This window comes from Nocardia sp. CA-084685, assembly GCF_050955785.1.
Lineage (GTDB): Bacteria > Actinomycetota > Actinomycetes > Mycobacteriales > Mycobacteriaceae > Nocardia.
The window spans coordinates 9,188,272-9,212,567 of the sequence record NZ_CP192094.1; the positions used below are offsets into that span (position 1 = coordinate 9,188,272).

At 65.0% G+C, this 24,296-nt stretch carries 22 protein-coding genes, 1 tRNA gene and 1 pseudogene; 10 read left to right on the plus strand and 14 right to left on the minus strand.

The window, feature by feature from the left end; genetic code table 11:
- Nucleotides 1-272: 272 nt before the first annotated feature.
- The 3 genes from ACQP2U_RS40570 to ACQP2U_RS40580 all read left to right on the plus strand — a co-directional run bounded on the left by ACQP2U_RS40570 (nt 273) and on the right by ACQP2U_RS40580 (nt 4,101).
- On the plus strand, nt 273-3,374 hold the full coding sequence (locus tag ACQP2U_RS40570; protein WP_433712449.1) for a heterodisulfide reductase-related iron-sulfur binding cluster: 3,102 nt from the start codon (nt 273-275) through the stop codon (nt 3,372-3,374).
- A gap of 116 nt (nt 3,375-3,490) precedes the next feature.
- Complete coding sequence (locus tag ACQP2U_RS40575) at nt 3,491-3,691, plus strand: type II toxin-antitoxin system VapB family antitoxin (protein ID WP_433712450.1); 201 nt, start codon at nt 3,491-3,493, stop codon at nt 3,689-3,691.
- Between the two features lie 11 nt (nt 3,692-3,702).
- Complete coding sequence (locus tag ACQP2U_RS40580) at nt 3,703-4,101, plus strand: PIN domain nuclease (protein ID WP_433712451.1); 399 nt, start codon at nt 3,703-3,705, stop codon at nt 4,099-4,101.
- A 60-nt stretch (nt 4,102-4,161) separates the two neighbouring features.
- Here the strand turns inward: ACQP2U_RS40580 and ACQP2U_RS40585 are convergent, their stop codons facing one another.
- The 3 genes from ACQP2U_RS40585 to ACQP2U_RS40595 form a co-directional block, all read right to left on the minus strand.
- Nucleotides 4,162-5,310 carry an acyl-CoA dehydrogenase family protein gene (locus tag ACQP2U_RS40585; protein ID WP_433712452.1) on the minus strand — a complete coding sequence of 383 codons (1,149 nt, stop codon included), beginning with the start codon at nt 5,308-5,310 and terminating at the stop codon, nt 4,162-4,164.
- A complete protein-coding gene (locus tag ACQP2U_RS40590) occupies nt 5,310-6,539 on the minus strand; it encodes an acyl-CoA dehydrogenase family protein (RefSeq protein ID WP_433712453.1) in 1,230 nt (409 codons plus the stop codon). The genes ACQP2U_RS40585 and ACQP2U_RS40590 overlap by 1 nt, the downstream gene beginning before the upstream one ends.
- Before the next feature lie 122 nt (nt 6,540-6,661).
- A complete protein-coding gene (locus tag ACQP2U_RS40595) occupies nt 6,662-7,207 on the minus strand; it encodes a YdcF family protein (RefSeq protein WP_433712454.1) in 546 nt (181 codons plus the stop codon).
- Nucleotides 7,208-7,357: 150 nt separating this feature from the next.
- Between ACQP2U_RS40595 and ACQP2U_RS40600 the strand changes: the two genes are divergently transcribed.
- Complete coding sequence (locus tag ACQP2U_RS40600) at nt 7,358-8,680, plus strand: UDP-glucose dehydrogenase family protein (protein ID WP_433712455.1); 1,323 nt, start codon at nt 7,358-7,360, stop codon at nt 8,678-8,680.
- Nucleotides 8,681-8,831: 151 nt separating this feature from the next.
- Complete coding sequence (locus tag ACQP2U_RS40605) at nt 8,832-10,166, plus strand: Hsp70 family protein (protein ID WP_433712456.1); 1,335 nt, start codon at nt 8,832-8,834, stop codon at nt 10,164-10,166.
- 366 nt (nt 10,167-10,532) lie between these two features.
- Here ACQP2U_RS40605 and ACQP2U_RS40610 read toward each other — a convergent pair.
- The 3 genes and pseudogenes from ACQP2U_RS40610 to ACQP2U_RS40620 all read right to left on the minus strand — a co-directional run.
- Nucleotides 10,533-11,801: pseudogene (locus ACQP2U_RS40610) on the minus strand (YibE/F family protein); the annotation flags it as partial.
- A 408-nt stretch (nt 11,802-12,209) separates the two neighbouring features.
- Nucleotides 12,210-13,466, minus strand: a complete 1,257-nt coding sequence (locus tag ACQP2U_RS40615; protein ID WP_397031193.1) for a pyridoxal phosphate-dependent aminotransferase — start codon at nt 13,464-13,466, stop codon at nt 12,210-12,212.
- A gap of 620 nt (nt 13,467-14,086) precedes the next feature.
- Nucleotides 14,087-15,427: a helix-turn-helix domain-containing protein gene (locus tag ACQP2U_RS40620; protein ID WP_433712457.1), complete on the minus strand. Its 1,341-nt coding sequence runs from the start codon at nt 15,425-15,427 to the stop codon at nt 14,087-14,089.
- 313 nt (nt 15,428-15,740) lie between these two features.
- On the opposite strand from ACQP2U_RS40620, the gene ACQP2U_RS40625 reads away from it, so the two are divergent.
- On the plus strand, nt 15,741-16,190 hold the full coding sequence (locus tag ACQP2U_RS40625; protein ID WP_433712458.1) for a hypothetical protein: 450 nt from the start codon (nt 15,741-15,743) through the stop codon (nt 16,188-16,190).
- Between the two features lie 408 nt (nt 16,191-16,598).
- Here ACQP2U_RS40625 and dcd read toward each other — a convergent pair whose 3' ends face one another.
- A complete protein-coding gene (gene dcd / locus ACQP2U_RS40630; RefSeq protein ID WP_397030674.1) occupies nt 16,599-17,171 on the minus strand; it encodes a dCTP deaminase in 573 nt (190 codons plus the stop codon).
- 107 nt (nt 17,172-17,278) lie between these two features.
- Here dcd and ACQP2U_RS40635 point away from each other — a divergent pair, with 107 nt between their 5' ends.
- From ACQP2U_RS40635 to ACQP2U_RS40645, 3 genes are read left to right on the plus strand one after another with little or no spacing between them, the layout of a single operon-like run.
- Nucleotides 17,279-18,325, plus strand: a complete 1,047-nt coding sequence (locus ACQP2U_RS40635; RefSeq protein ID WP_433712459.1) for an iron-containing redox enzyme family protein — start codon at nt 17,279-17,281, stop codon at nt 18,323-18,325.
- A 12-nt stretch (nt 18,326-18,337) separates the two neighbouring features.
- Complete coding sequence (locus tag ACQP2U_RS40640) at nt 18,338-18,979, plus strand: HemK2/MTQ2 family protein methyltransferase (protein WP_433712460.1); 642 nt, start codon at nt 18,338-18,340, stop codon at nt 18,977-18,979.
- Entirely contained in the window at nt 18,963-19,163 is a 201-nt protein-coding gene (locus ACQP2U_RS40645; protein ID WP_397030677.1) for a CDGSH iron-sulfur domain-containing protein, read from the plus strand. The genes ACQP2U_RS40640 and ACQP2U_RS40645 overlap by 17 nt, the downstream gene beginning before the upstream one ends.
- A 62-nt stretch (nt 19,164-19,225) precedes the next feature.
- Here the strand turns inward: ACQP2U_RS40645 and ACQP2U_RS40650 are convergent.
- The 4 genes from ACQP2U_RS40650 to ACQP2U_RS40665 all read right to left on the minus strand — a co-directional run bounded on the left by ACQP2U_RS40650 (nt 19,226) and on the right by ACQP2U_RS40665 (nt 20,401).
- Nucleotides 19,226-19,296 (minus strand) — tRNA-Gly (locus tag ACQP2U_RS40650).
- 151 nt (nt 19,297-19,447) lie between these two features.
- Nucleotides 19,448-19,777: a hypothetical protein gene (locus ACQP2U_RS40655; RefSeq protein ID WP_397030679.1), complete on the minus strand. Its 330-nt coding sequence runs from the start codon at nt 19,775-19,777 to the stop codon at nt 19,448-19,450.
- Between the two features lie 116 nt (nt 19,778-19,893).
- Nucleotides 19,894-20,190 carry a hypothetical protein gene (locus tag ACQP2U_RS40660; RefSeq protein ID WP_397030681.1) on the minus strand — a complete coding sequence of 99 codons (297 nt, stop codon included), beginning with the start codon at nt 20,188-20,190 and terminating at the stop codon, nt 19,894-19,896.
- On the minus strand, nt 20,177-20,401 hold the full coding sequence (locus tag ACQP2U_RS40665; protein ID WP_433712461.1) for a hypothetical protein: 225 nt from the start codon (nt 20,399-20,401) through the stop codon (nt 20,177-20,179). Before ACQP2U_RS40665 ends, ACQP2U_RS40660 begins: the two co-directional genes overlap by 14 nt.
- A 107-nt stretch (nt 20,402-20,508) precedes the next feature.
- Between ACQP2U_RS40665 and ACQP2U_RS40670 the strand changes: the two genes are divergently transcribed.
- Nucleotides 20,509-21,297, plus strand: coding sequence for an alpha/beta fold hydrolase (locus ACQP2U_RS40670; RefSeq protein ID WP_433712462.1), 789 nt, complete (start codon nt 20,509-20,511; stop codon nt 21,295-21,297).
- On the opposite strand, the gene ACQP2U_RS40675 is transcribed toward ACQP2U_RS40670, so the two are convergent.
- From ACQP2U_RS40675 to ACQP2U_RS40685, 3 genes are read right to left on the minus strand one after another with little or no spacing between them, the layout of a single operon-like run.
- Nucleotides 21,281-21,883, minus strand: coding sequence for a TetR/AcrR family transcriptional regulator (locus ACQP2U_RS40675; protein WP_433712463.1), 603 nt, complete (start codon nt 21,881-21,883; stop codon nt 21,281-21,283). The two genes, ACQP2U_RS40670 and ACQP2U_RS40675, sit on opposite strands and share 17 nt — an antisense overlap.
- Before the next feature lie 49 nt (nt 21,884-21,932).
- On the minus strand, nt 21,933-22,751 hold the full coding sequence (locus ACQP2U_RS40680) for a crotonase/enoyl-CoA hydratase family protein (RefSeq protein WP_433712464.1): 819 nt from the start codon (nt 22,749-22,751) through the stop codon (nt 21,933-21,935).
- Nucleotides 22,748-24,280, minus strand: coding sequence for an acetyl-CoA acetyltransferase (locus ACQP2U_RS40685; protein WP_433712465.1), 1,533 nt, complete (start codon nt 24,278-24,280; stop codon nt 22,748-22,750). The genes ACQP2U_RS40680 and ACQP2U_RS40685 overlap by 4 nt, the downstream gene beginning before the upstream one ends.
- Between the last annotated feature and the right edge of the window lie 16 nt (nt 24,281-24,296).

A 24,296-nucleotide genomic window follows, 5' to 3' on the forward strand; every position in this document is an offset into this window, starting at 1 on the left:
CGTGACTAAGCCTGTCCTTACCGCTGTGCGCGCAACTTGTCCTGTTTACGGTGGTTGTCGCCCCCACCGCCAGTCGGACCGCACGATCTTCGTGAGATCCCTCACAGGCCGAATCTGAGTCAAGCCCCAGGAAGATGGGGCAGTAGCCAACCGGCGATCTTACGATAGACAAGTAAGTTACCGATGGGTAACTTACTTGCAGTTAGTATACGAGCCAACCGGGTGGCGCGACCGCCGCCCACGCTCGTGTTGCCTCAAAGAAAGGTCGCGACATGAATGCCCTGACAGTGACGCTGGGCACGATTGGTGTGGCGTTCAGCCTGTTGGGTTGGGCATCATTCGTCGGTGGCGTCGGCACAATGACCCGCGCGATCATGATCGGCCAACCCGCGCCGGATCGTTGGCGACCATTCTTCCCGCGCTTCAAGACGATGGTCGTCGAATTCCTCGCCCACACCAGGATGAACAAGTTCCGCACGGTGGGCTGGGCGCACTGGCTGGTGATGATCGGCTTCCTCGGCGGTTTCATCCTGTACTTCGAGGCGTATGGGCAGACCTTCGATCCCGAATTCCACTGGCCGATCATCGGCGGCTGGGGCATCTACCACCTGTGGGACGAACTGCTCGGCATCGGCACCGTGATCGGCATCCTGGTGCTGATCGCCATTCGCCAGCTCAACCACCCGCGGATACCCGCGCGGCTGTCGCGATTCAGCGGTTCCCGGTTCGCTCCGGCCTATGTCATCGAGGCGATCGTCTTCATCGAAGGCATCGGCATGGTCATGGTGAAGGCGGGCAAGATCGCCACCTACGGCCACTCCGAGGCGTGGACCGACTTCTTCACCATGCAGGTCGCCAAGTTGCTGCCCTCCAGCGTGGCGATGGTTGCCATCTTCGCCTTCATCAAGATGGTTTCGGGCAGCACCTTCCTGCTGCTGGTCGGTCGCAACATCAACTGGGGTGTGGCCTGGCACCGGTTCGCGGCCTTCTTCAATATCTACTTCAAGCGTGAGGACGACGGCGGCGTCGCGTTGGGCGCGGCGAAGCCGATGATGTCCGGGGGCAAGCCGGTCGATATGGAGACCGCCGACCCTGATGTCGACACCTTCGGCGCGGGCCGGGTCGAGGACTTCTCCTGGAAGGGCTGGCTGGACTTCACCACCTGCACCGAATGCGGCCGCTGCCAGTCGCAGTGCCCGGCCTGGAATACCGGTAAGCCGCTATCGCCCAAGCTGCTGATCATGTCGCTGCGTGACCACGGTGTGGCCAAGGCGCCGTATCTGCTGGCCGGTGGCCGCAAGGATATGAGCGGCGACGAGGTCGGCCTGGTCGACGGCGACGGCAAGCCCAACGAGGCGAAGCTGGCCAAGATCTCCGAACTCGCCAAGGCCGAGGCGGAGCGTCCGCTGGTCGGCGGCGAGGATGTCAACGGCATCATCGATCCCGAGGTGCTGTGGAGCTGCACCACCTGTGGTGCGTGCGTCGAGCAGTGCCCGGTCGATATCGAGCATGTCGATCACATTATCGATATGCGCCGCTACCAGGTGTTGATCGAGTCGGAGTTCCCCTCCGAGCTGGCCGGTTTGTTCAAGAACCTGGAGAACAAGGGCAACCCCTGGGGCCAGAACGCCAAGGACCGGCTGAACTGGATCAACGAACTCGACTTCCAGATCCCGGTATTCGGGCAGGACGCGGACTCCTTCGACGGATACGAGTACCTGTTCTGGGTCGGCTGTGCCGGTGCGTACGAGGATCGCGCCAAGCGCACCACCAAGGCCGTCGCGGAGCTGTTGGCCACCGCGGGCGTGAAGTTCATGGTGCTCGGCGCCGATGAGACCTGCACCGGCGACTCCGCGCGCCGGGCCGGCAACGAATTCCTGTTCCAGCAGCTCGCGCAGCAGAACATCGAGCTGTTGAACTCGGTGTTCGATGGTGTCGAGCAGTCGCGCAAGAAGATCGTGGTCACCTGTGCGCACTGCTTCAACGCGCTGAACAATGAATACCCGCAGGTCGGCGGCGTCTACGAGGTGGTGCACCACACCCAGCTGTTGAACCGGCTGGTGCGTACCAAGCAGCTGATCCCGGTCGCCTCGGTATCGCAGAATGTCACCTACCACGACCCGTGCTACCTGGGTCGGCACAACAAGGTCTACAACGCACCGCGTGAGTTGATGGAGGCTTCCGGCTCCACCCTGGTCGAAATGCCGCGGCACGGCGAACGTTCCATGTGCTGTGGCGCCGGTGGCGCGCGGATGTGGATGGAAGAGCAACTCGGTAAGCGCATCAATATCGATCGCGTCGACGAGGCGCTGTCCACCCTGAACGGTGGCAACGAACCGTCCAAGATCGCGACCGGTTGCCCGTTCTGCCGGGTCATGCTCACCGATGGCGTCACCGCCCGCAAGGATGGCGGCGAGGTCGGCCAAGGCGTCGAGGTCGTCGATGTCGCGCAGTTGATGCTCGATGCGATCGACCGGGTCGACCCGTCGAAGCTCTCCGAGAATCTGACCGTGGTGCAGGAACCGAAGCAGGCCCCCGAGCCGGAACCGGTTGCCGCCGAACCCGAACCGGCCCCCGCCGCAGAAGCACCCGCCGAACCGAAGTCGGCTCCGGCCGGTGGCGGTCTGGCGATAAAGGGCGGCAAGGCGCCCGGTGGTCTGGGTATGAAGGGTGCGGCCAAGGCGCCCGGTGGTGGTCTCGGCATGAAGGGGGCCGCGAAGGCGCCCGGGGCCAAGGCAACTCCGGCTCCTGCCGAGGACACCGCGCCCGCTGCTCCAGCCGCGCCGGCCCGGGGTCTCGCGATGAAGGGCCCCGCGAAAGCACCGGGTAAGGGCCTCGGCATGAAGGGTGTCGCGAAAGCGCCCGGAGCCAAGGCAACTCCTGATGCTGCCGCACCCGCCGCCGAGGCACCGGCCCCTGAGGCTGCCGCTGAGGCACCGCCGGTCAAGGGGCTGGCAATGAAGGGCCCGGCGAAGGCACCTGGCAAGGGGCTCGCGATGAAGGGCGCGGCAAAGGCGCCCGGAGCCAAGGCACCGGAGGCGTCGGCCACAGCCGAAGCCACCCCGGCGACGGAAACCCCTGCCACCGAACCGGTCTCGACGCCCACCGAGACCAAGCCGTCCGTCCCCGCCAAAGGCCTGGCCATGAAGTCCGGCTTCAAGCGCCCCGGCCCCAAGGCCCCCGGCACGGCCACTCCGGCCCCATCGGCCCCCGCGGAACCGACCTCCCCCACCCAGGAAGCCGCAACCGAACCAGCTGACGAACCGAACCAGCCCGCCAACGGCAACGGCGCCCCCGCCGCGACACCGCCACCCGCCAAGCCCGGCGGCCTCGGCTTCAAATCCGGTGCCAAGGCCCCCGGCCGCAAGAACTGACGGGATAGATCGGCCCGGGTGCGCACATCGCACCCGGGCCGATCGCTTTCAGTAAGTCCTCAGACGCAGCATCCTGATATCATTCTTACAGGGAATCTGATATCAGGAGGTTCGCCATGTCTCGAACATTAATTGACATCGACGACGACGCTTTAGCGCTTGCCGCCGAGGAATTGGGCACCAAGACCAAGGTGGCCACTGTCAATGCCGCATTGCGGGAGGTAGCCAACCGGCGAGCGGTCTCGAAGATGATTCAACAGCTTCGCGATAGCGCAACCGACCTGTCGCCCGAGGCAATGAAGGGAGCCTGGCGCTGAGGACGATGTTCATGTTGGCCGACAAGTCGGCGCTCGAGTGGGTGCTCCGAGACGAGATCGCTTCGGCCGACTTCATGCGCGTGACCGGCGAACCAGGTGCGTTGGTCGCCGCTTGTCATCTCACAGCGTTGGAAATCGGGTACTCCGCGCGATCGCATACCGACTATGTCGCCAAGCTGGCGGGCCAGAAGTCATTGGTCTGGCTGCCGGTAACCGAGGAAGTGATGGATCGGGCGCTCGCGGTTCAAGGTCTGCTTGCCGAACGGGGCGAGCATCGTCAACCGATCCCCGATTTGATCATCGCCGCGACAGCCGAGATTCACGGCGCAACGGTTCTCCATGTGGACAGTGACTATCAAACGATTGCGGCCATAACCGGACAGCCACATCACCGTCTGAAGACAAGCTGACCGCAGGCTTCCGGTCGGCCGCGTCCGCATCCGGAGTCGGCCGACCGGCGGCGTCTATGACTACGGCCTCGTCAACGCCACATACCGAGCGAGATGCTGGTCGCTGGAACCGAATTCGTATTCGATCGCGGTCAGGCGTTTGAAGTAGTGCCCGATCGCGAGCTCTTCGGTCATACCCATGGCACCATGCAGCTGGACGGCATTCTGGCCGATGAAGCGCGCGGCCCGGCCGATGGTGACCTTCGCGGCCGAGACCGCTCGCGCCCGGTCCGCCGCTGACGCACCCAAGGAGTAGACGGCCAGGTATACCGCGGCAATGGCCTGCTCGAGCTCGATGTACATATCGACCATGCGATGCTGGAGCACCTGGAAGCTGCCGATCGGCTGACCGAACTGATGTCGCTGTTTGGCGTATTCGACAGTGTCCGCCAATACCTTTCGCATGCAGCCGACCGCCTCGGACGCGATCGCCGCGATGGCTTCGTCCGCAGTGGCATCGATCGCGTCCCACGCCGCCCCCTCGGTGCCCAACAATCCATCGGCGGGCAATCGGAAGCCGGTGAAGGTGATATCGGAGCCGACCCGGTCATCGATCGTCCGATACGAATGCACCTCGACACCCGCGGGTGGATCGGCGGCGTCGAATTCGGCGAGAAACAGCGAAATTCCGTCCTCAGCGCGCCGATCACCGCCGGTGCGTGCGGTAATGAGCAGATGCGTGGCCAGCGGCGCACTTGTCACGACGGTCTTGACGCCATCGAGCACCCACCCGTCGCCGTCGCGGCGCGCGGTTGTCGATACATCGTGCAGCGTCTGCCCCGAGCTCGGCTCCAGCGCGGCGAACGCGGTCCGCGCCGCACCGGAAACAATCTGTCGCAGTACCGAATCCGCGCGTTCGCCACCGAGACGATTCAGCAGACCAGCGCCGACAACCACGGTATCCACATAAGGCTCGACGACCAACGCACGACCGAGTTCCTCGGTGATGATCATCAACTCGACCGGACCACCGCCCATGCCGTCGACCCGCTCGGGCAAAGTGGCGCCGAGAATGTCCAGCTCCTCGGCGAATCCGCGCCAAATGCTCGGCTGCCACCCGGCATCGGATTTCGCCGCGCCTCGGCTTTTGTCCAATTCGTAACGGGCGCCGAGGTATCCGGCCACCGCGTCGCGGAGCAGTTCCTGCTCATCGGTGAAGGTGAAGTCCATCAGAGCCCCAATGCTGCCTTGGCGAGGATATTTCGCTGAATTTCGTTGCTGCCCGCATAGATCGAGCCCGCCCGGTCGTTGAAGTAGCGCAGCGGCGCGACGGCCTGCCAGTCCGCGCCGCTGCGATAGCCGTCCGCGGGCGGGGTGAATTCGGCGATCGGTCCGCCTGGCGCGGTGGCATGCGGCTGATAGACGCGTCCACGTGAACCGGCTGCCTCCAGCGCCAATTCGGTGAGCCGCTGACTCAATTCGGTGGCCAGGATCTTGAGCATCGAGGAGGCGAGACCCGGATTCTTGCCCTGCGCCATCGCCGAAAGCGCGCGGTACTCCAGGATTTCCAGCACCTCGGTGCGAATTCGAGCCTCGGCGAGCTTCGCCGCGAATGCCGCGTCATCGATGAGCGGATTGCCGTCGGGGCCGGTCTGCCCGGCCGCCGCGGTGGCCACATCCTGGGCCATGACCTGCAGCATCGGCGCGGCCGCACCGCCGCGCTCGTGCACGAGCAGATATTTCGCGACGGTCCAGCCGTCATCGATGCGACCGAGCACATTGGCCTTCGGCACCCGGACGTTATCGAAGAAGACCTGGTTCTGCACCTGTTCACCGGAGGTCATCACCAGCGGCCGGATCTCGATGCCCGGCGTGGTCATATCGATCAGCAGGAACGTTATGCCCTGCTGCTTCTTCCCCGCACGCGAGGTCCGGACCAGGCAGAAGATCCAATTCGCCTCGGTGGCGTGGGTCGTCCAGATCTTGCTGCCGGTGCAGACGAAATCGGCGCCGTCGTCGACGGCCGCCATGCTCAGCGCGGCCAAGTCCGAACCGGCCTCCGGTTCCGAATAGCCCTGGCAGAAGAAGATTTCCCCGGTCAGGATGCGCGGCAGATAGAAGGCTTTCTGCTCCGGCGTACCGAATGCGACGATCGCGGGCGCGACCATCCTGATGCCCATCGGCGAGAGCGAGGGCGCACCGGCCAGCGTCGATTCGCGATGGAAAATGTAGTGCTGGGTGAGAGTCCAACCACAACCGCCGTGCTCCACCGGCCAGGCCGGTGCGGCCCAGCCGCGCTCGTGCAGTAGGTGCTGCCACCGCATGCTCGCCTCGTGATCCGGGTACACGCTCGTCGCCAAGCGTCCGGCCCGCCGCAGCTGCGGTGTCAGCTTCTCGTCGAGAAATGCGCGAACCTCGTCGCGAAAGGCCAGATCGGCCGCTGACCAGTCGTAATCCATCTGACCTCCCGGAGGGATCCGCGTCTATTGCATCGGGTCGTCCTGCGGGCCCGATGAGACGCAATGTACGTCTGTCCCAGCCGGAAAATCAAACTGATGCCACCCGCCTGCACTTGCGGGCGCTAGCAGTCTTCGAAGAAGGCCTTGACGTACCCGACGGACTGGTAGACGTAGTCGTAGGCCCACCTGGCGACCGAAAGATGCGGCCGCGGGTCCACCATCAGCACCTCGCCGTCCCAGCATTTCCCGAGGATGTAGCGGGCCCGCGAAATATGCGGTGTGAAGGTGATGACAATGACTCGACGCCAACCTTGCGCGGCGGCGAGTTCGGCGAGTTCCCGACCTTCGCCGCGCGTGGTGCGCGGCGAAGGATCGAAGCAGGTGACGTGAAAGCTATAGCGGCTGTGGCAGATTCGATTCACCAGCGCGCTATTTTCATATGGGTCGGACACCAGCACCCGGGGCGCGTACCCCTCGCTGGCCAGCCGCAGTGCCAACTTCTCGCGCCCATCGTGCGCACCGCCGAGCACAACAATCGCATCGGCTTTCATGGGCACGTCCACCTGCGGGCGGACGTAAACCGGCCACAGACCAGCGATCAATACGACCACCGCAACGCCGAGTACCACCCAGGCGCTGCGTACCCGAATGCTGCGCCGGCGTCGCACAAGATCGATCGTAACCGGGTCGTCACCGGAGTGATTTGCGCAGGTCAGCAATGGTATCCGCAATTCATGTCGCCACCTGTACATCTGCTGTTGCGCAGAGCCTTGCCTTGCTGACGTGGGGCGGCCATCGGCGAGACCTATCAATCGATCATGCGATGCACAGTCTTCGGAACCGGGTACCTCGGGGCCACGCACGCGGCGTGCATGGCCGAACTCGGACACGATGTGATCGGCGTGGATATCGATCCGGGCAAGGTCGCGAAGCTGTCCGATGGCGTGGTGCCGTTCTACGAACCCGGGCTCGAGGAGGTGCTGCGCCGGAATCTGGATGCCGGTCGGCTGCGGTTCACCACCTCGTACACCGAAGCGGCCGATCATGCCCAGGTGCATTTCCTCGGGGTCGGGACCCCGCAGAAGAAGGGTGAATACGCCGCGGACTTGAAATATGTGCACGCCGTGGTCGATACGCTCGCACCACTGCTGCAGCGACCGTCGGTAATCGTCGGAAAGTCGACGGTGCCGGTCGGCACCGCAGCGGCATTGGGTGCGCGGGTTCGCTCGCTCACCGATGCCGAGGTCGAGGTGGCCTGGAATCCGGAGTTCCTGCGTGAGGGTTTCGCGGTGAAGGACACGCTTCGCCCGGATCGACTCGTGCTCGGTGTGGATCGCGAACGCGAAAGCACGGCCTGGGTCGAGGAATTGGTTCGCGAAATCTACGCCGACCTGATCGCGGCCGAGGTGCCGTTCCTGCTGACCGACTTGGCCACCGCCGAATTGGTCAAGGTCTCCGCGAATGCCTTTCTGGCGACCAAGATTTCCTTCATCAATGCCGTCTCCGAAGTCTGCGAGGCGACCGGCGCCGATGTGACCATGCTGGCCGACGCACTCGGCTACGACGCACGCATCGGTCGTCGATTCCTCAATGCCGGACTGGGTTTCGGCGGCGGCTGCCTACCCAAGGACATCCGCGCGTTCATGGCGCGCTCCGGCGAACTCGGCGCCGATCACGCGGTTGCCTTCCTTCGCGAGGTCGACAACATCAATATGCGCCGCCGCACCAAGATGGTCGATATGGCCGCGCGGGCCTGCGGCGGATCGCTGCTCGGCGCCAATGTGGCGGTGCTGGGCGCGGCCTTCAAACCCGAATCCGACGATGTGCGTGACTCGCCCGCGCTGAATGTGGCCGGGATGATCCAGTTGCACGGCGCGGTGGTGACGGTGTACGACCCGAAGGCGGCGGAGAATTCGCGGCGGGTCTTCCCCACCTTGAATTACGCGACCTCGGTGACCGATGCCTGCGATCGCGCCGATGTGGTGTTGGTACTGACCGAGTGGGACGAATTCGTCGCATTGCGTCCGCAAGACCTCGATCCGGTGGTTCGCAAACGGTCGATCATCGACGGCCGGAACTGTCTCAATCGTGCCATCTGGAGAGACGCCGGATGGGTGTACGCCGGACTCGGCACACCGTAGAGTTGCCTGCGACGCGGGGGCGACGCCGGAACGATCAGATCCTGCCTTCGGGTCTGTCGTACGTCGACGGTAGGGTCCCGAGAGCGGGCCGATCCACCGGCGGGCGGCGCAAGCTCGCATGTCGTGATGTGTGAAACGGGATGGGCAGCTGATGAGTTCGGTTCTGGGAGTTTCGGTGGGGGCCGGCGCCGTCCGAATGGCGCGACCACACACCGCGAGCCCCCACGGCCCCATCGCCCCGCATTCCTTCGATCTCCAGACCATTCCGGTCGTCGAACACCAGGTGGAGGAGCTCGCCGCCGAGGCGATCGGCGTGACGCTGGAATCCATGCCGGGTATCGCGGCCACCGCGATCGCCTACCGCAGTGAGCAGCATGCCAAGGCGCTGCGCGCGGCCATGGCGCGTCAGCAGCTGACCAATTACGAACTGGTGCCCGAAATTGTCGCAGCGGTGGAATTCGCGCAGGCCACCGGAGACATTCGCGGTATCTCCTCACTCGTCGTGTACGACCTCGGCAGCTCCGGTCTCACGGTCAGCGTCGTCGACACCCAGACCCGTGAGATCCGTCACAGCGAACGCACCAGCGATATCAGCGGTGACTACCTGGATTCGCTGATCCGCGAACAGCAGATCGCCTCGGGCCGGATCGCACATCCGCCGGATTCGGCCGGCCTGGCCGCGCTGGACGCACTGTGCCGCGAGGCCAAGGAGCAACTGTCTTCGAATACCGCGGTGGCGCTGCCGAGCGAACAAGGTCTGGTGCTGCTGGCCCAGGAGAATTTCGAAGCCCTGATCATGCTGGCGATCGAATCGTCGGCACGGATGGCGCGCGATGTCATCGTGCGCTCGGATCGCCCGGTGCACGGTGTGCTCGCGATCGGCGGTTGCGCGCGAATTCCACTGATCGCCAAGGTGCTCGAACGCTGGATGGGTGTGCCGGTCATCGTGCCCGAGAGCCCGGAAACGGTGGTCACCCGCGGTGCCGCGCTGATGGCACGTCCGGTGCGCACCGTCGTGCAGACTCCGCAACAGCGCGCTCCCGCCGCGGATGCGCTGCTCGATGACGATGAGCTCTCACCCGCCTGGCTATCCGCATCGCCCACGCGGCGCCGCGGCAAGCGGGAAATCAATGGCGCGGTGCTGACCGTCAGCGCGCTAGTCGTCGTGGCGGCGATCGGACTCGGACTCGGTTACGGTCCACAGGTTCTCACGCGCGATTCGCAGAGCAGTGACCGCCCAACCTCGGTCTCCCCGACCAGCCCGCCGCGCACTACCACCCTGGACCCGCAGATCGCGGTCGCCCCGGCCAGCACCACCGAGTCCAGCGAGTCGGTGGCAGCCCCGCCACCGTATCGTGCGACGACCACGGAGCCGCCTTCGACCACGCCAGGCCCGAATACCATTGTTGTGCCAGGACTTCCGCCGATCGTGGTACCGACGATTCCGCCCGTGATACTCCCCTTCCCGCCACCCGCGCCACGCTGATCCGGTCAGGCTTCAGGCATTATCCGGCGGCAGTTACCGAAGGGCGGGACCCTCGTCGCCCCAGGTGCTCTCGTATCCGCGAGGATCCGGACGGCGGTAGCCGCGCGGGTCGGTGTCGAATTCGGGCTCGTATTCCCGGGGAGCGGGGCTGCGGTAGCCGTGATCGCGGTCGTATGCACGGTGATTCGCCACTTGATCGTTTCCGGAGACCTGCCTGTTCGAGCCGGTTCCCGGCTCGTCGTCCCAGGATTGATCCGAGATCCGCCGCCGTCCGGTATCTCTCGTATCGGTGGCGACGCCGCCGCTGGACGGCTTGGACGGACGTGACGGACCGCCGGAGCGCCGGGAAGATACGGACGACTCGGACTTCGCATGCCGTGAGTGCCGGGCCGGGGCAACGCGTTCGGGCTTGTGGCCGAAGGGACGGGCGAGCATTACGGCGATCGCCGTGGTCAACGGGACCGAAAGCGCCAGCGCGATACCACCGACGCAGGAGCGAGCGATTTCGATGGCGACCGCGTCACCGGTCAGCACGTCGCGGATGGAACGGCCCGCGACGCTGAACAGCAGCAGCAAGGGAAGCGCGCCACCGGCGTAGGCCAGCACCAGGGTGTAGACCGTACTCGCGATGTGGTCCCGGCCGACGCGCATGGCGGCGGCGAAAACCTCACGACGCGAGGCGGATTCGTCGATGGCGGCAAGTTCGAAGGCGGCCGAGGCCTGGGTGATGGTGACGTCGTTGAGCACACCGAGTGAACCGATGATGAAGCCCGCCAACAGTAGGCCGGTAATGCTGACGTGCTGAATGTAGGTGGCGACGTTGGTGTTCTGTTCCTCGGACAGCCCGGTCAGATGGGTGATCTCGATGGCGATCCAGGACAGCACCGCCGCGACGATCATCGAGGTCAGCGTGCCGAGCAACGCCGAACTGGTGCGCAGATTCACACCGTGCGCCAGATACAGCACCGCATACAGGATCATCGCACCCGCGACCAGCGCTACCGGAATAGCGGGCTTACCGTCCAGTAGCGCGGGCAGCATGAACAGCACCAGCACCGCGAAGGCGAAGATCAGCCCGAGCAGCGCCCGCAACCCGCGCCAGCGCGCCACCACGATCACCACGACTACGAAGGCCAGCACGATCAGGGTCAGCGGGAGCCCGCGCGAGTAGTCCTCGAACGAGTACAGCGGCATCCCGCTCGGATCGGTCTGCCGCACGATGCGGATGTGATCACCGGCGTGCAAATCGGGTTGTCCTGGGCCGGGCGCGATTTCGAACAAGGTGTGATTGCCCTTGTGCGGACCGGAATCGATGCTGATCAGACTGCGCTGACAGGTATATCCGGCAGCACGCGGCTGCTCAGGTTTATCGATGAACACCTTGCCGATCGAACTGCTGCCGCAGGCGCCGAGGTCCTGCATCACCACGGTTCCGGCCTCGGTCTGCACCGCGCCACCGCCCGCATTCTGCATCGGCAGCGGGATATCGATGTGCTGGCTGCTCGGCCACAGCACGATCGCGGCGATTACGACCACGACACCGATCGCGGCGAGCAACCCGACGACAACGCGGGCCGCGGTCGCGCCGATCGCGATGGGGCCGGAATGGTCGTGGTGATGGTGATGATCACTCATGGCTCACCGGACTCCTACCTTTTCGTCTGTAGTCCAGGGTGCGAGCTTAAAGGATTTCATTTTCAAGATCGGATCCACGACCGACAGCGACTGTCAGGCAGTCATCAAAAGATTCCGAATGGAAAATCGGGAGGGGGCGGCGGAGAGCAGGGGGATGTCTCCGCCGCCCGCAGGTCGGCGCCCAGGGGGGTAGGCAGCCTAACCCGAGGTCAGGTTGTCCAGGGGGGGTAGACAACTTGACCGGGCACTCGAAGTGCCAAGAGACACTGTACACAAAAAGTCTCGTTTAGCGCTAGCTAGTAACTAAAACTCCTAAATATCCGTACGCGGGGTATGTTTCGGCCCCAGAAGCAGGGCGATCCGGTAGCCCAGCGCACGCTGGCGCGGGAGACCGGACCGACCAGCCCGCTACTGCCGGTAACTCGACAGGAAGTTCCCGAAGCGCTCGATGGCAACCGCGAGATCCCGCGCCCACGGCAGCGTGACGATCCGCAGGTGATCATGATTCGGCCAATTGAACCCGGTGCCCTGCACCATCAAGATCTTCTCCTGCAGCAGCAGATCCAGGATCAGCTTCGCATCGTCGCGGATTTCATAGACGTTCGGATCCAACTTCGGGAACGCGTAGAGCGCACCCTTCGGCTTCACACAGGAAACGCCCGGAATCATATTCAGCCGCTCCCACGCGACATCGCGCTGCTCGAGCAGTCGCCCACCCGGCAGGATCAGATCCTCGATGCTCTGATGACCGCCGAGCGCCACCTGAATCGCATGCTGCGCAGGCACATTCGGGCAAAGCCTGGTCGAGGCCAGCAGATCGATACCCTCGAGGAAACCAGCCGCATGCTCCTTGGGCCCGGTGATCGCCAACCAGCCGGAACGGTAGCCCGCGACCCGGTAGGCCTTGGAGAGTCCGTTGAAAGTCAGACAGAGCAGATCGGGCGCCAGCGTCGCCAGCGAAATGTGCTTGGCGTCGTCGTAGAGGATCTTGTCGTAGATCTCATCGGCGAGCAGCAGCAGCTGATGCTTGCGCGCGAGATCGACCAGTTGCTGCAGCACCTCGGTGGAGTACACCGCGCCGGTCGGGTTGTTCGGATTGATCACCAACAGCGCCTTGGTCTTATCGGTGATCTTGGATTCGATATCGGCGATATCGGGCTGCCAGCCGTTGGATTCGTCACACAGGTAATGCACCGGAGTGCCCCCGGCCAGGCTGGTCATAGCGGTCCACAGCGGATAGTCCGGCGCCGGAATCAGCACCTCGTCACCGTTATCGAGCAGCGCCTGCATGGTGATGGTGATCAGCTCGGAGACGCCGTTGCCCAGGTAGACATCGTCGACATCGAGTTCGGGAAAGCCCGGGACCAGCTCATAGCGGGTCACGATGGCGCGCCGGGCCGAGAGAATGCCCTTGGATTCGGAGTAGCCCTGGGCATACGGCAGCGCGGCGATGATGTCGCGCATGATCACATCGGGCGCCTCGAATCCGAACGGCGCGGGATTGCCGATATTCAGCTTGAGGATGCGATGCCCCTCCGCCTCCAGCCGTGCCGCATGCGCGCCCACCGGTCCACGAATTTCGTAGAGGACGTTCTGCAGCTTCGTGGATTGCTCCAGCACGCGCGGCGGATGGTGCGGTAGATGGCTAGGACTCACCCTGCCTATGGTGCCATCTGTATTTTTGGCCGCGCGGGCGCGGCGTGTTCGCGGCCCCCTGGTGTCTCGCGTCCGAGCCGTCGAGACTCGCGCCTGCGGCGCATGCGCTTCGACGGCTCGGACGCGAGACGGGCCGCGAACTCCTCGCTGGTAAGACAGCTCCGTTGGGGTCGGTAGTGGCGGGACGTTCGGCACCCGATGCACGCGTGCGGGACGGGCGAGTCCCGCGCCTGGGGGTGCACGCGCTTCGACCACTCGAACGCCAGAACGCACCACGAACTCCTCACTCGTAAACTCTCCGTGGTGGTTGGTGGTGGCGGGGCGTTCAGCACTTGTTGCACGCGTACCGGAAGGCCAAGCGCCTCGCCTGCAGCGGATGCGCTTCGACCACTCGAACGCCAGAACGCACCACGAACTCCTCACTCGTAAACTCTCCGTGGTGGTTGGTGGTGGCGGGGCGTTCAGCACCTGACGCACGCATACGGCAATGGCGAGCCCTGCGCCCGCAGAGCATCCGCGTCAACGACTCGAACGCCAGAACGCACCACGAACTCCTCACTCGTAAGCATCTCGCTCCGCCATGGCTGGAGAGCGCACGGAAGTGGCCTGATGTCGACTGCTGGGCCGAATCAAGACGAGGACTTGCCCGGCGGGATGCCTTTGGCCGCAGTGGATTCGCAGAACTCTTCGATTTTCTCATCGAGTAACCGCGCCTCGACGGCGTCGCGGAACTGGGGTCCGGCGATCCGATGCCGCAGGCCGATGAGCCGTTCCTCGAGTTGGGCGATTCGCTTGTCCTCGGCAAGGCCCAGCACCGGAAGCAGGGCGGCGGACGCACCGTCCAGACTGCCGTTGATCAGATGCGCTGCGGCGCTGTCGACTCGGGCCATCGCCTCGGTGCCATAGGAGCGCCGCTCGGACGGCCCGTTCGCATACAACTCGATGGCCTGCTGCGTCGCGGCCAATGCGGGTTCGGCCTGACCGAGATGGATATAGGTCGCACCCGCGTAGTAGTGGGCCTTGGCCTCGTTGAAGCCGAAGACGCCGCCGACCTCGTCGTGCAGTGAGTCGGTGTCGGCCGTCTCGCGGGCATCATCGGCGGCCCGAATGCAGCGATCGGCATCGGTGTCACTGCCCAACCGGGACCAGATCCTGGCCTCGATATTCAATAGTCGCATCTTGGCCGTGGCCGATTCGGCGAACTCCTGCCCGCTCTGCGCCAGTAGCACTCCCCGGCGCGGCCGATCCGACCAGTATTCGATCAGCGCGTGCATGCCGCGGGTCCAGGCGCGCAACCCGTTGTGACCACACAATTCCGAATAGGCCCAGGCCGCTCTGATCTGCTCGCCGGCGGCATCGAGATAGCCGAGGTCGGTGCTCGCATTGGCGAGCAATCCCGACAGCGTGCCCGCCAGCAGATACAGGTGGCTGGTATCGGCGGGACGCTGATGGCCCTCCAACAGCCGGTAGACCCGGCGTCGCACCCGCAGCATCTCCACCATCATCGGTACCGGCGGGATGTGCACATAATCGTTCGCGATGCGCGTGACATCGGCATCTAGCTGTTCCAAGGTGGTGGCACCCACATTGGTGCTCTCGGCCCGGCCGGCGTGCTCGCTCGCCTCATGGGCAGCCGCCATAATCAGATCCCTCTCCGAAATCGCCGCTAACGCATCACCTCTCATCGCACCGGCGTCTATGAGAGCCAAAAGGTCCGCGTCACTGGAATAGTTGGCGCGGGCCGATGCCTCGACCCGCCTGTCGAATCCGGGCGCGGTCGGTCGATCCAATGCGGGTTGATCGATCATGGCCGCGAATCGTGCCCGCACAACATCGTCGGACCTGGCCAGGGAGGTATCGAGGGCGGCTTGATTGACCGGACGCGGATGGACCCGCGCACCGCCGGCCTCCCACTTCGATACGAGGCGCTCGTGCACTCCCAGATGCGCCGCGAACTCCCGGATACTCATCCGCCTGGCATCGCGAAGGGCTCGGGCCTCCTTACCTGACCATTGCCGGACCACGATGTCACCCCTTCCGAGCGAACTCCTTCTCAGAGTACGAGCGGTTTGTGAGTGCGGCCACAGGCAAAAGCATTCCGCTATCGGCGGCGTGAGCGACGGGTCCTGGAGGCGGTAGCGAAGCATGACCACGTAGGGCACCGAAAACACCGCAAATCCGGTACCGAGGCAGCGGAAAGGCAGTGGAAGGCGGGCGGGTGGGCAATTCCCGAATCGCCGTCCGGCACAGGACCCTTGGATTCGAGGAGGCAAGGAGTTGGCCGTGAATGTGGAGAAACTCAGAACAGTCGATGATTGGGTGGCCTACTACCAGCGCGAGTTCGGTTTGCCGGTCGCCGAGCGCGGCGGGTTCGTGATGCTACCCATCACCGGCCGGGTCTGCGTGGTCCATCTACCGACGGCTCGGGCCGAAAAGGTCAGGGCCGCATTGGAAAAGCAGGGGACGAGGGGCCCCATGCTGGCCAGGCAGATCCGCTGGAGCTTCCTCGCCGAGCCGGACAGTCGGCCGGGCGCACAAATATTGGAGGTGCTGAACCGTCTGGATATAGGCATTCCTGCCATCGGCAGTGCCGTGATGTTGCCGACCGGGCTCGGGCGGTGGACCCGGGAAGGGTGCTTCTGGGTCAACCCACCGAGTCTCGGCGACACGCTCCCACCGTTATCCGTCATCATCACGACGGCACTCGCGGTGGGGGCGGGTGGCGGGGACTGAATGCGTCGTCGGTCCCCGCCGCCGCTCGGCGCCGGGCCTACCGAGTCCGCCCCTCTTAATGGCAGTCGACAGGGGCGGACTCGGTCGGGTGTTCGCAAGCCGGTTCCACACGCGAATGGCAGTGAAAGGGCACCGGAGTTGCGTGCCGGCGCCGGAAACCCGTACGCAGGCGCAAGCTTCGAGCGAGACGAGGAAGATCGTTCGGATCAGCGCCGCGTACGGGTTGCTGCCGTCAATGCCCGCCGCTGGTCGCAACCGCCGAAACCCGCTCTGCCGCCGAGTAATCGACGTAGTGGCGGGGCTTCCATCGAGCCGAGTCGCATGGTGGTACTGCCCACTGTCCGGAACGGTCTATCGACTCGGCTCGACGCCGGATGGTGGCCTCGGAGACCGACTTCGAGACAGGCCCTAGGTGGGCAGCGGGAAGTTCAAGTAAGACCGCGACGGCGTCGGTCCGCGCTGGCCCTGGTACTTCGAGCCTGCGCTGGTGCTGCCATAGGGGTTCTCGGCCGGACTGGTCAGGCGCAATAGACAGAGCTGCCCGATCTTCATACCCGGCCACAGGGTGATCGGCAGATTCGCCACATTCGACAGTTCCAGCGTGATGTGGCCACTGAAACCCGGATCGATGAAGCCCGCCGTCGAATGGGTCAGCAGGCCGAGCCGTCCGAGACTGGACTTTCCCTCCAACCTACCGGCCAGATCGTCCGGCAACGTGCATACCTCCAATGTGGAGCCGAGCACGAATTCGCCGGGATGCAGTACGAACGGCTCGCCCTCGTCCGGCTCGACCAGACTGGTCAGCTCATCCTGACGTTGCGCGGGATCGATATGGGTGTAGCGGCTGTTGTCGAAGACCCGGAACAATCCATCCAGGCGCACATCGATACTCGACGGCTGGATCAGGTTTTCCAGCAGCGGCTCGACGCCGAGACGCCCAGCGGCGATCTCCGCACGGATGTCACGATCGGAAAGCAGCACGCCGACGAGCGTAGCGCCTGCTCGATCCCGCTCCTCAGCCGCCATTCGGGCACGAGTTCGGCCGCATGCGCGGCGATAGATTCGCCGAGGTCGGGTATTGCGCAACCATGACAGCAGTCGACACTTCGGCGCCCGTTCTGCCTCGACCGCGCGGGGAACTCTCCGCGGGGATCATCGAGACGTTGCGCGCAGATATCGGTCGTTCCGTCCCATCCATGATCGATGCGGACCCGTACGGCGAGGATCTGCAACTGGCTCTGCAGCTGTGTTACGAGCTGCATTACCAGGGTTTCGGCGGAGTCGATCCGGGGTGGGAATGGAATCCGCGGTTATTGGAATTGCGGGCCGCATGTGAAAAACGGTTCCTCGACGCGCTGCTGCGGGACGTGCCGGGCGGCGTCGACTTGGACGCCGAGCTGGCGCAGTTGGTCACCGAGCCCACCGAGCCGACCGACATCGGCGCGCACCTGCGCGAGGCTGGTGAATGGTGGCAGATGCGTGAGTATTTCGTACATCGATCGATCTACCACCACAAGGAGGCCGATCCGTATGCGTGGGTGATCCCCAGACTGCGCGGTCAGGCCAAGGCGTCGCTGGTCGCGGTGGAGTTCGACGAATTCGGCGGCGGACGCGGCGAGCGTGTGCACGCACAGCTCTATGCGGACCTGATGGCGGCGGCCGGGCTCGAGTCCGGCTATCTGTACTACCTCGATGTGGTGCCCGCGCCGATGCTGGCGGTGGTCAACATGATGTCGCTATTCGGGCTGCACCGGCACTTGCGCGGTGCGCTGGTCGGGCATTTCGCAACCGTTGAGACAACCTCGCCGCCGGGGGCGGCACGGATGGTCGAAGCCCTGCGCAGACTCGATGCGGCGCCGGAGTGCGTGCGGTTCTACGCCGAACATGTGGAGGCGGACGCGGTCCACGAACAGGTGATGCGACGCGATGTGATCGGCGACCTGATCACTCGACAACCCGAGCTGACCTCGTCGATCATCCTGGGCATCCAGGCCACCAATCTGCTCGAAGATCGCTTCGCCGATCATGTTCTCGCCCAGAACTGGGCATACGGGCGCAGTTCACTGCGCAGTCCGGGGCTCGTCGCGCCCGATTCGATATCAGCCGACCCGATTGCGCAGCACTATTCGGGTTAATCGGCGAATGTGATGTTGATTCGCCCGCCGGGCGTTTATCGCCCGCAAGCAGATACCTGGTTGCTCGCCCGTGCCATGCGGGATGCGCCGGTGCCGCCCGGTGGGCGCGCGCTGGATGCCTGCACCGGAACGGGTGTACTCGCGATCCATGCGGCACTGGCCGGAGCCGCGTCGGTCACCGCCGTGGATATCTCCCGGGCGGCGGTCGCCACGGCCTGGCTCAACAGCCGCATCCGCGGCATCGGCGTGGAGGTCGTGCGTGGCGATGTCGCCACCGCACTTGGCGATCGTCGATTCGATGTGGTGGTCGCCAACCCGCCCTATGTACCGAGTGCTCACCCGGGTCGGGGGCGCACGCGCGCTTGGGACGCCGGACACCACGGACGTGTCGTATTGAACCAGTTGTGCCACCGGTTGCCGGCACTGTTGGCACACAACGGTATCGGCCTGATCGTGCATTCCGCGGTCTGCGATCCGGATCGAACCCTGACCCAATTGCGCGGCGGCGGACTGAAGGCGGCGGTCGTCGCCCGGGCCATCCTGCCGTTCGGGCCGGTTATGCGCCGCAGAGCTGCCTGGCTCGAGGCGACCGGTCTGATCGGTCCACGACAACGACATGAAGAGCTGGTGGTGATCCGTGCCGACCGAATCTGATCCGGTGCGCAGACTGTCCTTCACCGCCGATGGACCTCTATTGGTGGAGGGCCCCGTCGAGCTGGTGACGGCCGACGGACGGACCCTGCATTGCGACCGTTTCCAGGTGGCCATCTGCCTGTGCCGTCGCTCGAAGAATTACCCGCTGTGCGACACCAGCCACCGCAAACACCGCCGCGACTGAACCGCACAGCTTGCCGGAAAAGGAAAGGCCCGACCACAAATATGCTGGTCAGGGCCCTTTTGAGCCGATGACGGGAATCGAACCCGCGCTGTCTGCTTGGGAAGCAGAAGTTCTACCATTGAACTACATCGGCAGTGCGCTGTGCGCGTCCGCGACTTTATCAGACCAGACACCGAGCCGGTCAACTTCCTTGCTCGAGCCGCTGAGTGTCGAAGTGAGGCAACGGCTTCAGCGGGTCACGCCCCGAACCCAGGAGTCCGGGGCGCATAAACCTGGCCAACCCGCTATTTCGCGCGACATTCGGTGAAGATCCTGGTGTTGGCCGCGCGTGCCTTGTCGGCATCGGACTGGCTCATGCCGAAGTTATTGGCGTCGGCGGCCTTGGCGTCGTATTCGTCGCTGATCATCTTGCGCAGGCCCTCCTGCGAAATACCTTGGTCCACATAGAGCTTCGCGGCGCAGTCGGCCAGGCTCTTGTCCTTGAGTCCCTTGTCCTGGAGCGACTTGGAGAGGTCGGCTTGGGTTACCGCGGGCTGGTCCGAGCCCTTGTCGTTACCGCACGCCGCCAGTATCGGCAGCGCGACGAGCGCTGCGGCGATCAGGAAGGTCCGCACCTGATTCCTCTTCTCGATTCAGTTCGAATACACGGCCACCGCGGTGGCGCCGCAACGATAATGCCGTACGGCGCCGCGCGGTAGCGCAGCGATCGACTTCCCAGTCGGGAAGTGGGTTACAGGTCCATGGCCGCGCGCAATGCGGTATCCAGCCGATCCAGCGCATCCGCTTCCATCTCATCGATGGGCTCGGCCAACCATCCGCGATAGATGCGACCGATATTCCCGGCATGTACCCACCCGTGCCGTTCGACGGGCACAGCCAGAATGTCCTGCGGATCCTCGTCGAGTACCTCGGCGGCGATCAGCCACTGCCTCGGTGATTCATTGATGCCGTCACTGCTGATGAGCACGACGGTACGGCGCCGCGGCGAACCGTGTGGGTGATAGATCCACAGTTCACCCCTGCGCACGCATCGCCTCCTCGGCGGCGGCCAGCTCCGCCTCGTCCGTCGTGGCCAGGGCCATCACATCGGGTATCGGGCCGACGCCGGTCCGCACGGCTTCGCGACGCGCCGCCTTCGATATCCACGCCGACGGCGACATCCCAGCGCGGGCCGCCGCCTGTTCGGCGAAGGCCCAGGATGCCTCGTCCAGTGAGAGGGTGACCTTACGCGTTGCCATACCATTTATCGTACCGGCGTTTCGGTCGACTGCCAGCGGAAATCCGGCCGGAGGTGGTGGCCGGAAATCTCGGTCCAACGGGTGCGAACCGCTGTACGGTCACAGCTATGACTACGTTGAACCATCACCGGGTTGGCGCGGGGGAACCGCTGGTCATGGTGCACGGCGTAGGTAGCCGCTGGCAGGTGTGGGAGCCGATCATCGACACCCTCGCCGAATCCTTCGACGTCATCGCCGTCGATCTGCCCGGCTTCGCGGGGTCGGCGCCGATCGAGCACACCACCGTCGACACCCTCACCGAAGCGCTCACCGACTTCCTCAGCGAACAGGGCATCGAGCGCCCGCATCTGGCGGGCAATTCGATGGGCGGACTCATCTGCCTGAACCTCGGCGCACGGGGCGCGGCCCGCTCGGTCACGGCATTTTCGCCGATCGGATTCTGGGACACCCCCGGCCGCGTGTGGTGCCAACAATCACTCGGCAAATCCCGCCAGCTCGCGCGGGTGCTGCGCCGGTGGCTGCCCGACGTGCTCGGCACCGCCGCGGGTCGCACCGTATTCCTGTCATTGATCTTCGGCAAGCCATGGGCGATCGATCCACAGGTGGCCATCGACACCGCCAGCGATGCGGCCGACGCGCCCGGTTTCGAGCCCGCCCTTGCCTCCTTCACCGATGCGAAATTGCCCGAAATCGGGGCACTGGCCGACATTCCGGTCACCATCGCTTGGGGCAACCGGGACATTCTGCTGACCTACGCCACCCAGAGCAGGAAGGCTCGCGCCGTGCTGCCGGACGCCCGCCACGTCACGCTGCACGGCAGCGGCCACACGCCGTTCTTCGATGATCCGGCTGGATGCGCGCGGGTTCTGCTCGACACCATCAGCCCACGTCACTGATCGGTCGGGTCAAGCTTGTCGGATCCGCCTCGCCGAGCAGGATCCGCACCGCGTTTCCCCAGCGGTGTCGCAGGACTCGATTGCGGTCCAGATCGCCGGTGAGCAGCACACGCATGGCGAGACCGGTCATGATCTCGATGGTGAATTCGGTAATGGTGGGCACGCGCGGGTCCTCCGGGAATTCCTGGCGGAAGATATCGCGAATGCTGTTGTGCATCAGGTCGAATAGTCGATACTCCAGCGGCAGAAAGGCCGCGAGCAGTTCGGGATCGGTGCGCGCGCCGACCCACATCTCCAGCGCCGCCCAGAATGACGGCCCGGTGAACATGTGCATGGTCAGCTCGACCGCGGTTTCGAGGCGATCCGCACCGACCGGAATCGCCTCGAATTCCCTTGTCAGCTGGGCGAATCGGCGTTCGGCCAGATGTTCGACGGCACCGGCGAGCAGATCGGCCTTGGTCGGGAAGTGATGTTGCAGCGTGCCGCGGGGCACCCCCGCACGCTTCTGCACTCCGAGGGTGGTGGTACCGGCGTAGCCGACCTCGACCAGACTCTCCACCGCCGCGTCCAGGAGCCGCGTGCGCATGCGCGAGCGCCGCTGCACTTGCGTCTCCCGGACGCGTTCGGGCATCGGATCAGCGCCCCTGCCACTGGGGTTCGCGCTTCTGCGCGAATGCGAGCGCACCTTCGGCGGCATCTTTGGAGAACAGCGCGGGCAGCGCGATTTCGCCTTGTTTGGCGAAGCTCTCGGCGACGGACCAGTCCGGCGATTCATCGATGATTCGCTTACTCGCCGCCACCGAAAGCGGTGCGGCCGCGACGATCTCGGCTGCCAGTGCGAATGCGGCGTCGAGCGCCGCACCGGGTTCGGTGACCCGGTTGACCAGACCGAGCTGGTAGAGCCGTTCGGCATCGATGCGGCCACCGGTGAGCGCCAGCTCTGCGGCGATGGGACGCGGCAACCGCTGGGTCAGCCGCAGTACACCACCGCCCGCGGCGACCAGACCGCGCTTGACCTCCGGAATACCGAACTGGGCATTGTTCGCGGCGACAATGAGATCACCGGAGAGTGCGAGTTCGAAACCACCGGCCAATGCGAAACCTTCCACGGCCGAAATCATCGGTTTGGTAGGCGGTTTGGCGGCAATGCCCAGCGGACCTCGGTTGCGGGTTATCGGCATTTCACCCTTGGACGCGGCGACGAGATCCATTCCAGCACTGAAGGTTCCACCCGCGCCGGTGAGCACGAGCACGCGCGCGTCAGCATCGGCCTCGAACTCGTCGATCGCCGCCTCGATGGCCTGCGCGGTGGCCAAATTGATGGCATTGCGGGCTTCCGGGCGATTGACGGTCAATAGCGTTATCGCATCGCGCTTTTCGACCAGCACCAAGTCATCCCGATCCGTCTCCCGGCCTCCACCACTCACGGACTCGCTGTGCGACGCTGCGTTCATTTGACAGTCCTCTCGGTGAGCAAAGTGAGCTTATCGGCGGCGATCACATCGGCCTGCGCGCCGATCGGGTCGCCGTCGGTGAACGCCGCGACGGTTTCCGAATCGGACGCCCGAACCAGTATGCGGGCACCGGTCGGAGTCAACGCGCTGATCACCACGGCCTCGGGTTCGTCGGCGTGTTCGGGCGCGGGGCCCTTGCGATAGGCGATCGTGTAGGCCTCGACGGTGGCCGGCCCGGTGTAGCCGGGTGCCGTATCACGCCGTGCCACAGGCACTTCCGGGTCGGCGGCATGGAAGAGCCACGCGGGTGGGCGGGCGGAGTAGACGCCGAGGGCATGCTTGGTGATGTACCAGCCGAGTGCGCTCGCCAGGCCGTAGGCCGACGGGTCATCGCGCAGCCGACCGGCCAGCGTCGCGATCGAATGAGTCGCGTAGTTGTTGCCCGGCCCGCCCGCGAAGGTGAGTCCGCCGGTGACCGACAGCGGCCGCGCCGGATCGTCGATCGGCAGCTCGAGCGCCTCGGCCGCGACCTGCACCGCGACCGGGAAGCACGAATACAGGTCGATATGCGCGACATCGTCGATGCCGATACCCGCGCCGGACAATGCCACCCGACCAGCCGCCGCGATGGCCGGTGACCTGGACATATCCGCACGTTCGGAGACGAACCACTCGTCGGTGGCGCTGGCCCCGCCATGCGGAAAGACCCAGCGGTCCCTCGGCACGCCCGCCGCATCGGCCGCCGCCGCACTGCACAGGATCAGTCCCGCCCCCTGATCCACGGACAGGTTCGCGACGAGCAGCTTCGGATAAGGCGAGGAGACCATGCGATTGGCGCGCGTCGGCGTCACCAGATCTTCGATCGACTGTTCGGCGGGCTGCCATGCATACGGGTTCCGGGCCGCCACTGCCGAGAGCCGCGACCACAGTCCCCCGATCCGCTCGCGATGCGCGGCCTCGCTCAGGCCCAGTCGCGCGCGCAGCGCGGTCTCCATCAACGCATAGAAATAGATCGGCCCCCACAGTCCCGCCGCCGTCTCCATTTCGGTGTTGGGGCCACGTTCGGTGCCGATGAGCTCGGTCGGTCGCACATCCTCGCCCTGCTCGGGCCAATCGAGTGCGCCGCCGGTGCGGGTGGCCGCATTCCAGGATGCGACCGACTCGGCACCGGTGATCAGCGCGATCTCGCAGCGCCCGTCGACGATGGCCTGCGCGACGGTATTGACCAGGCGCTGCGGCGCATCACCGCCGAATCGCGCGGATTGCCACGTTCGCTTCGGCGCGGCGCCCAGTCCTGCCGCGACCAACGCGCCGAGATCCGGATAGGGCCTGCTGACCGGGGCCGCGGCCGCGATGAGATCCGCCGCGCGCAATAGCCGATCCCCGGTACCGCTGTCGGCGCCCGCGCGGCGCAGCGATTCGGTGGCGAGTGCGACCGGTCCGGGCAGTCCGGGCTCGCCGGTGCGGTGCACGATCTGGCCGACGCCGACAAGTACCGGGGTGCGCGGATCCAATCCGGGTGGCAGCATGGTTCCTCCGCTCTTT

What these genes read in the sequence shown, in the direction of transcription:
- ACQP2U_RS40665 (WP_433712461.1), bottom strand. Translation starts at nt 20,401, where the DNA reads ATGGCAACGCGTAAGGTCACCCTCTCACTGGACGAGGCATCCTGGGCC.
- ACQP2U_RS40585 (WP_433712452.1), bottom strand. Translation starts at nt 5,310, where the DNA reads ATGGACTTCACCTTCACCGATGAGCAGGAACTGCTCCGCGACGCGGTG.
- ACQP2U_RS40575 (WP_433712450.1), top strand. Translation starts at nt 3,491, where the DNA reads ATGTCTCGAACATTAATTGACATCGACGACGACGCTTTAGCGCTTGCC.
- ACQP2U_RS40590 (WP_433712453.1), bottom strand. Translation starts at nt 6,539, where the DNA reads ATGGATTACGACTGGTCAGCGGCCGATCTGGCCTTTCGCGACGAGGTT.
- ACQP2U_RS40605 (WP_433712456.1), top strand. Translation starts at nt 8,832, where the DNA reads ATGAGTTCGGTTCTGGGAGTTTCGGTGGGGGCCGGCGCCGTCCGAATG.
- ACQP2U_RS40570 (WP_433712449.1), top strand. Translation starts at nt 273, where the DNA reads ATGAATGCCCTGACAGTGACGCTGGGCACGATTGGTGTGGCGTTCAGC.
- ACQP2U_RS40580 (WP_433712451.1), top strand. Translation starts at nt 3,703, where the DNA reads ATGTTGGCCGACAAGTCGGCGCTCGAGTGGGTGCTCCGAGACGAGATC.
- ACQP2U_RS40670 (WP_433712462.1), top strand. Translation starts at nt 20,509, where the DNA reads ATGACTACGTTGAACCATCACCGGGTTGGCGCGGGGGAACCGCTGGTC.
- ACQP2U_RS40680 (WP_433712464.1), bottom strand. Translation starts at nt 22,751, where the DNA reads ATGAACGCAGCGTCGCACAGCGAGTCCGTGAGTGGTGGAGGCCGGGAG.
- ACQP2U_RS40635 (WP_433712459.1), top strand. Translation starts at nt 17,279, where the DNA reads ATGACAGCAGTCGACACTTCGGCGCCCGTTCTGCCTCGACCGCGCGGG.
- ACQP2U_RS40600 (WP_433712455.1), top strand. Translation starts at nt 7,358, where the DNA reads ATGCGATGCACAGTCTTCGGAACCGGGTACCTCGGGGCCACGCACGCG.
- ACQP2U_RS40685 (WP_433712465.1), bottom strand. Translation starts at nt 24,280, where the DNA reads ATGCTGCCACCCGGATTGGATCCGCGCACCCCGGTACTTGTCGGCGTC.
- ACQP2U_RS40620 (WP_433712457.1), bottom strand. Translation starts at nt 15,427, where the DNA reads ATGAGTATCCGGGAGTTCGCGGCGCATCTGGGAGTGCACGAGCGCCTC.
- ACQP2U_RS40640 (WP_433712460.1), top strand. Translation starts at nt 18,338, where the DNA reads ATGTTGATTCGCCCGCCGGGCGTTTATCGCCCGCAAGCAGATACCTGG.
- ACQP2U_RS40675 (WP_433712463.1), bottom strand. Translation starts at nt 21,883, where the DNA reads ATGCGCACGCGGCTCCTGGACGCGGCGGTGGAGAGTCTGGTCGAGGTC.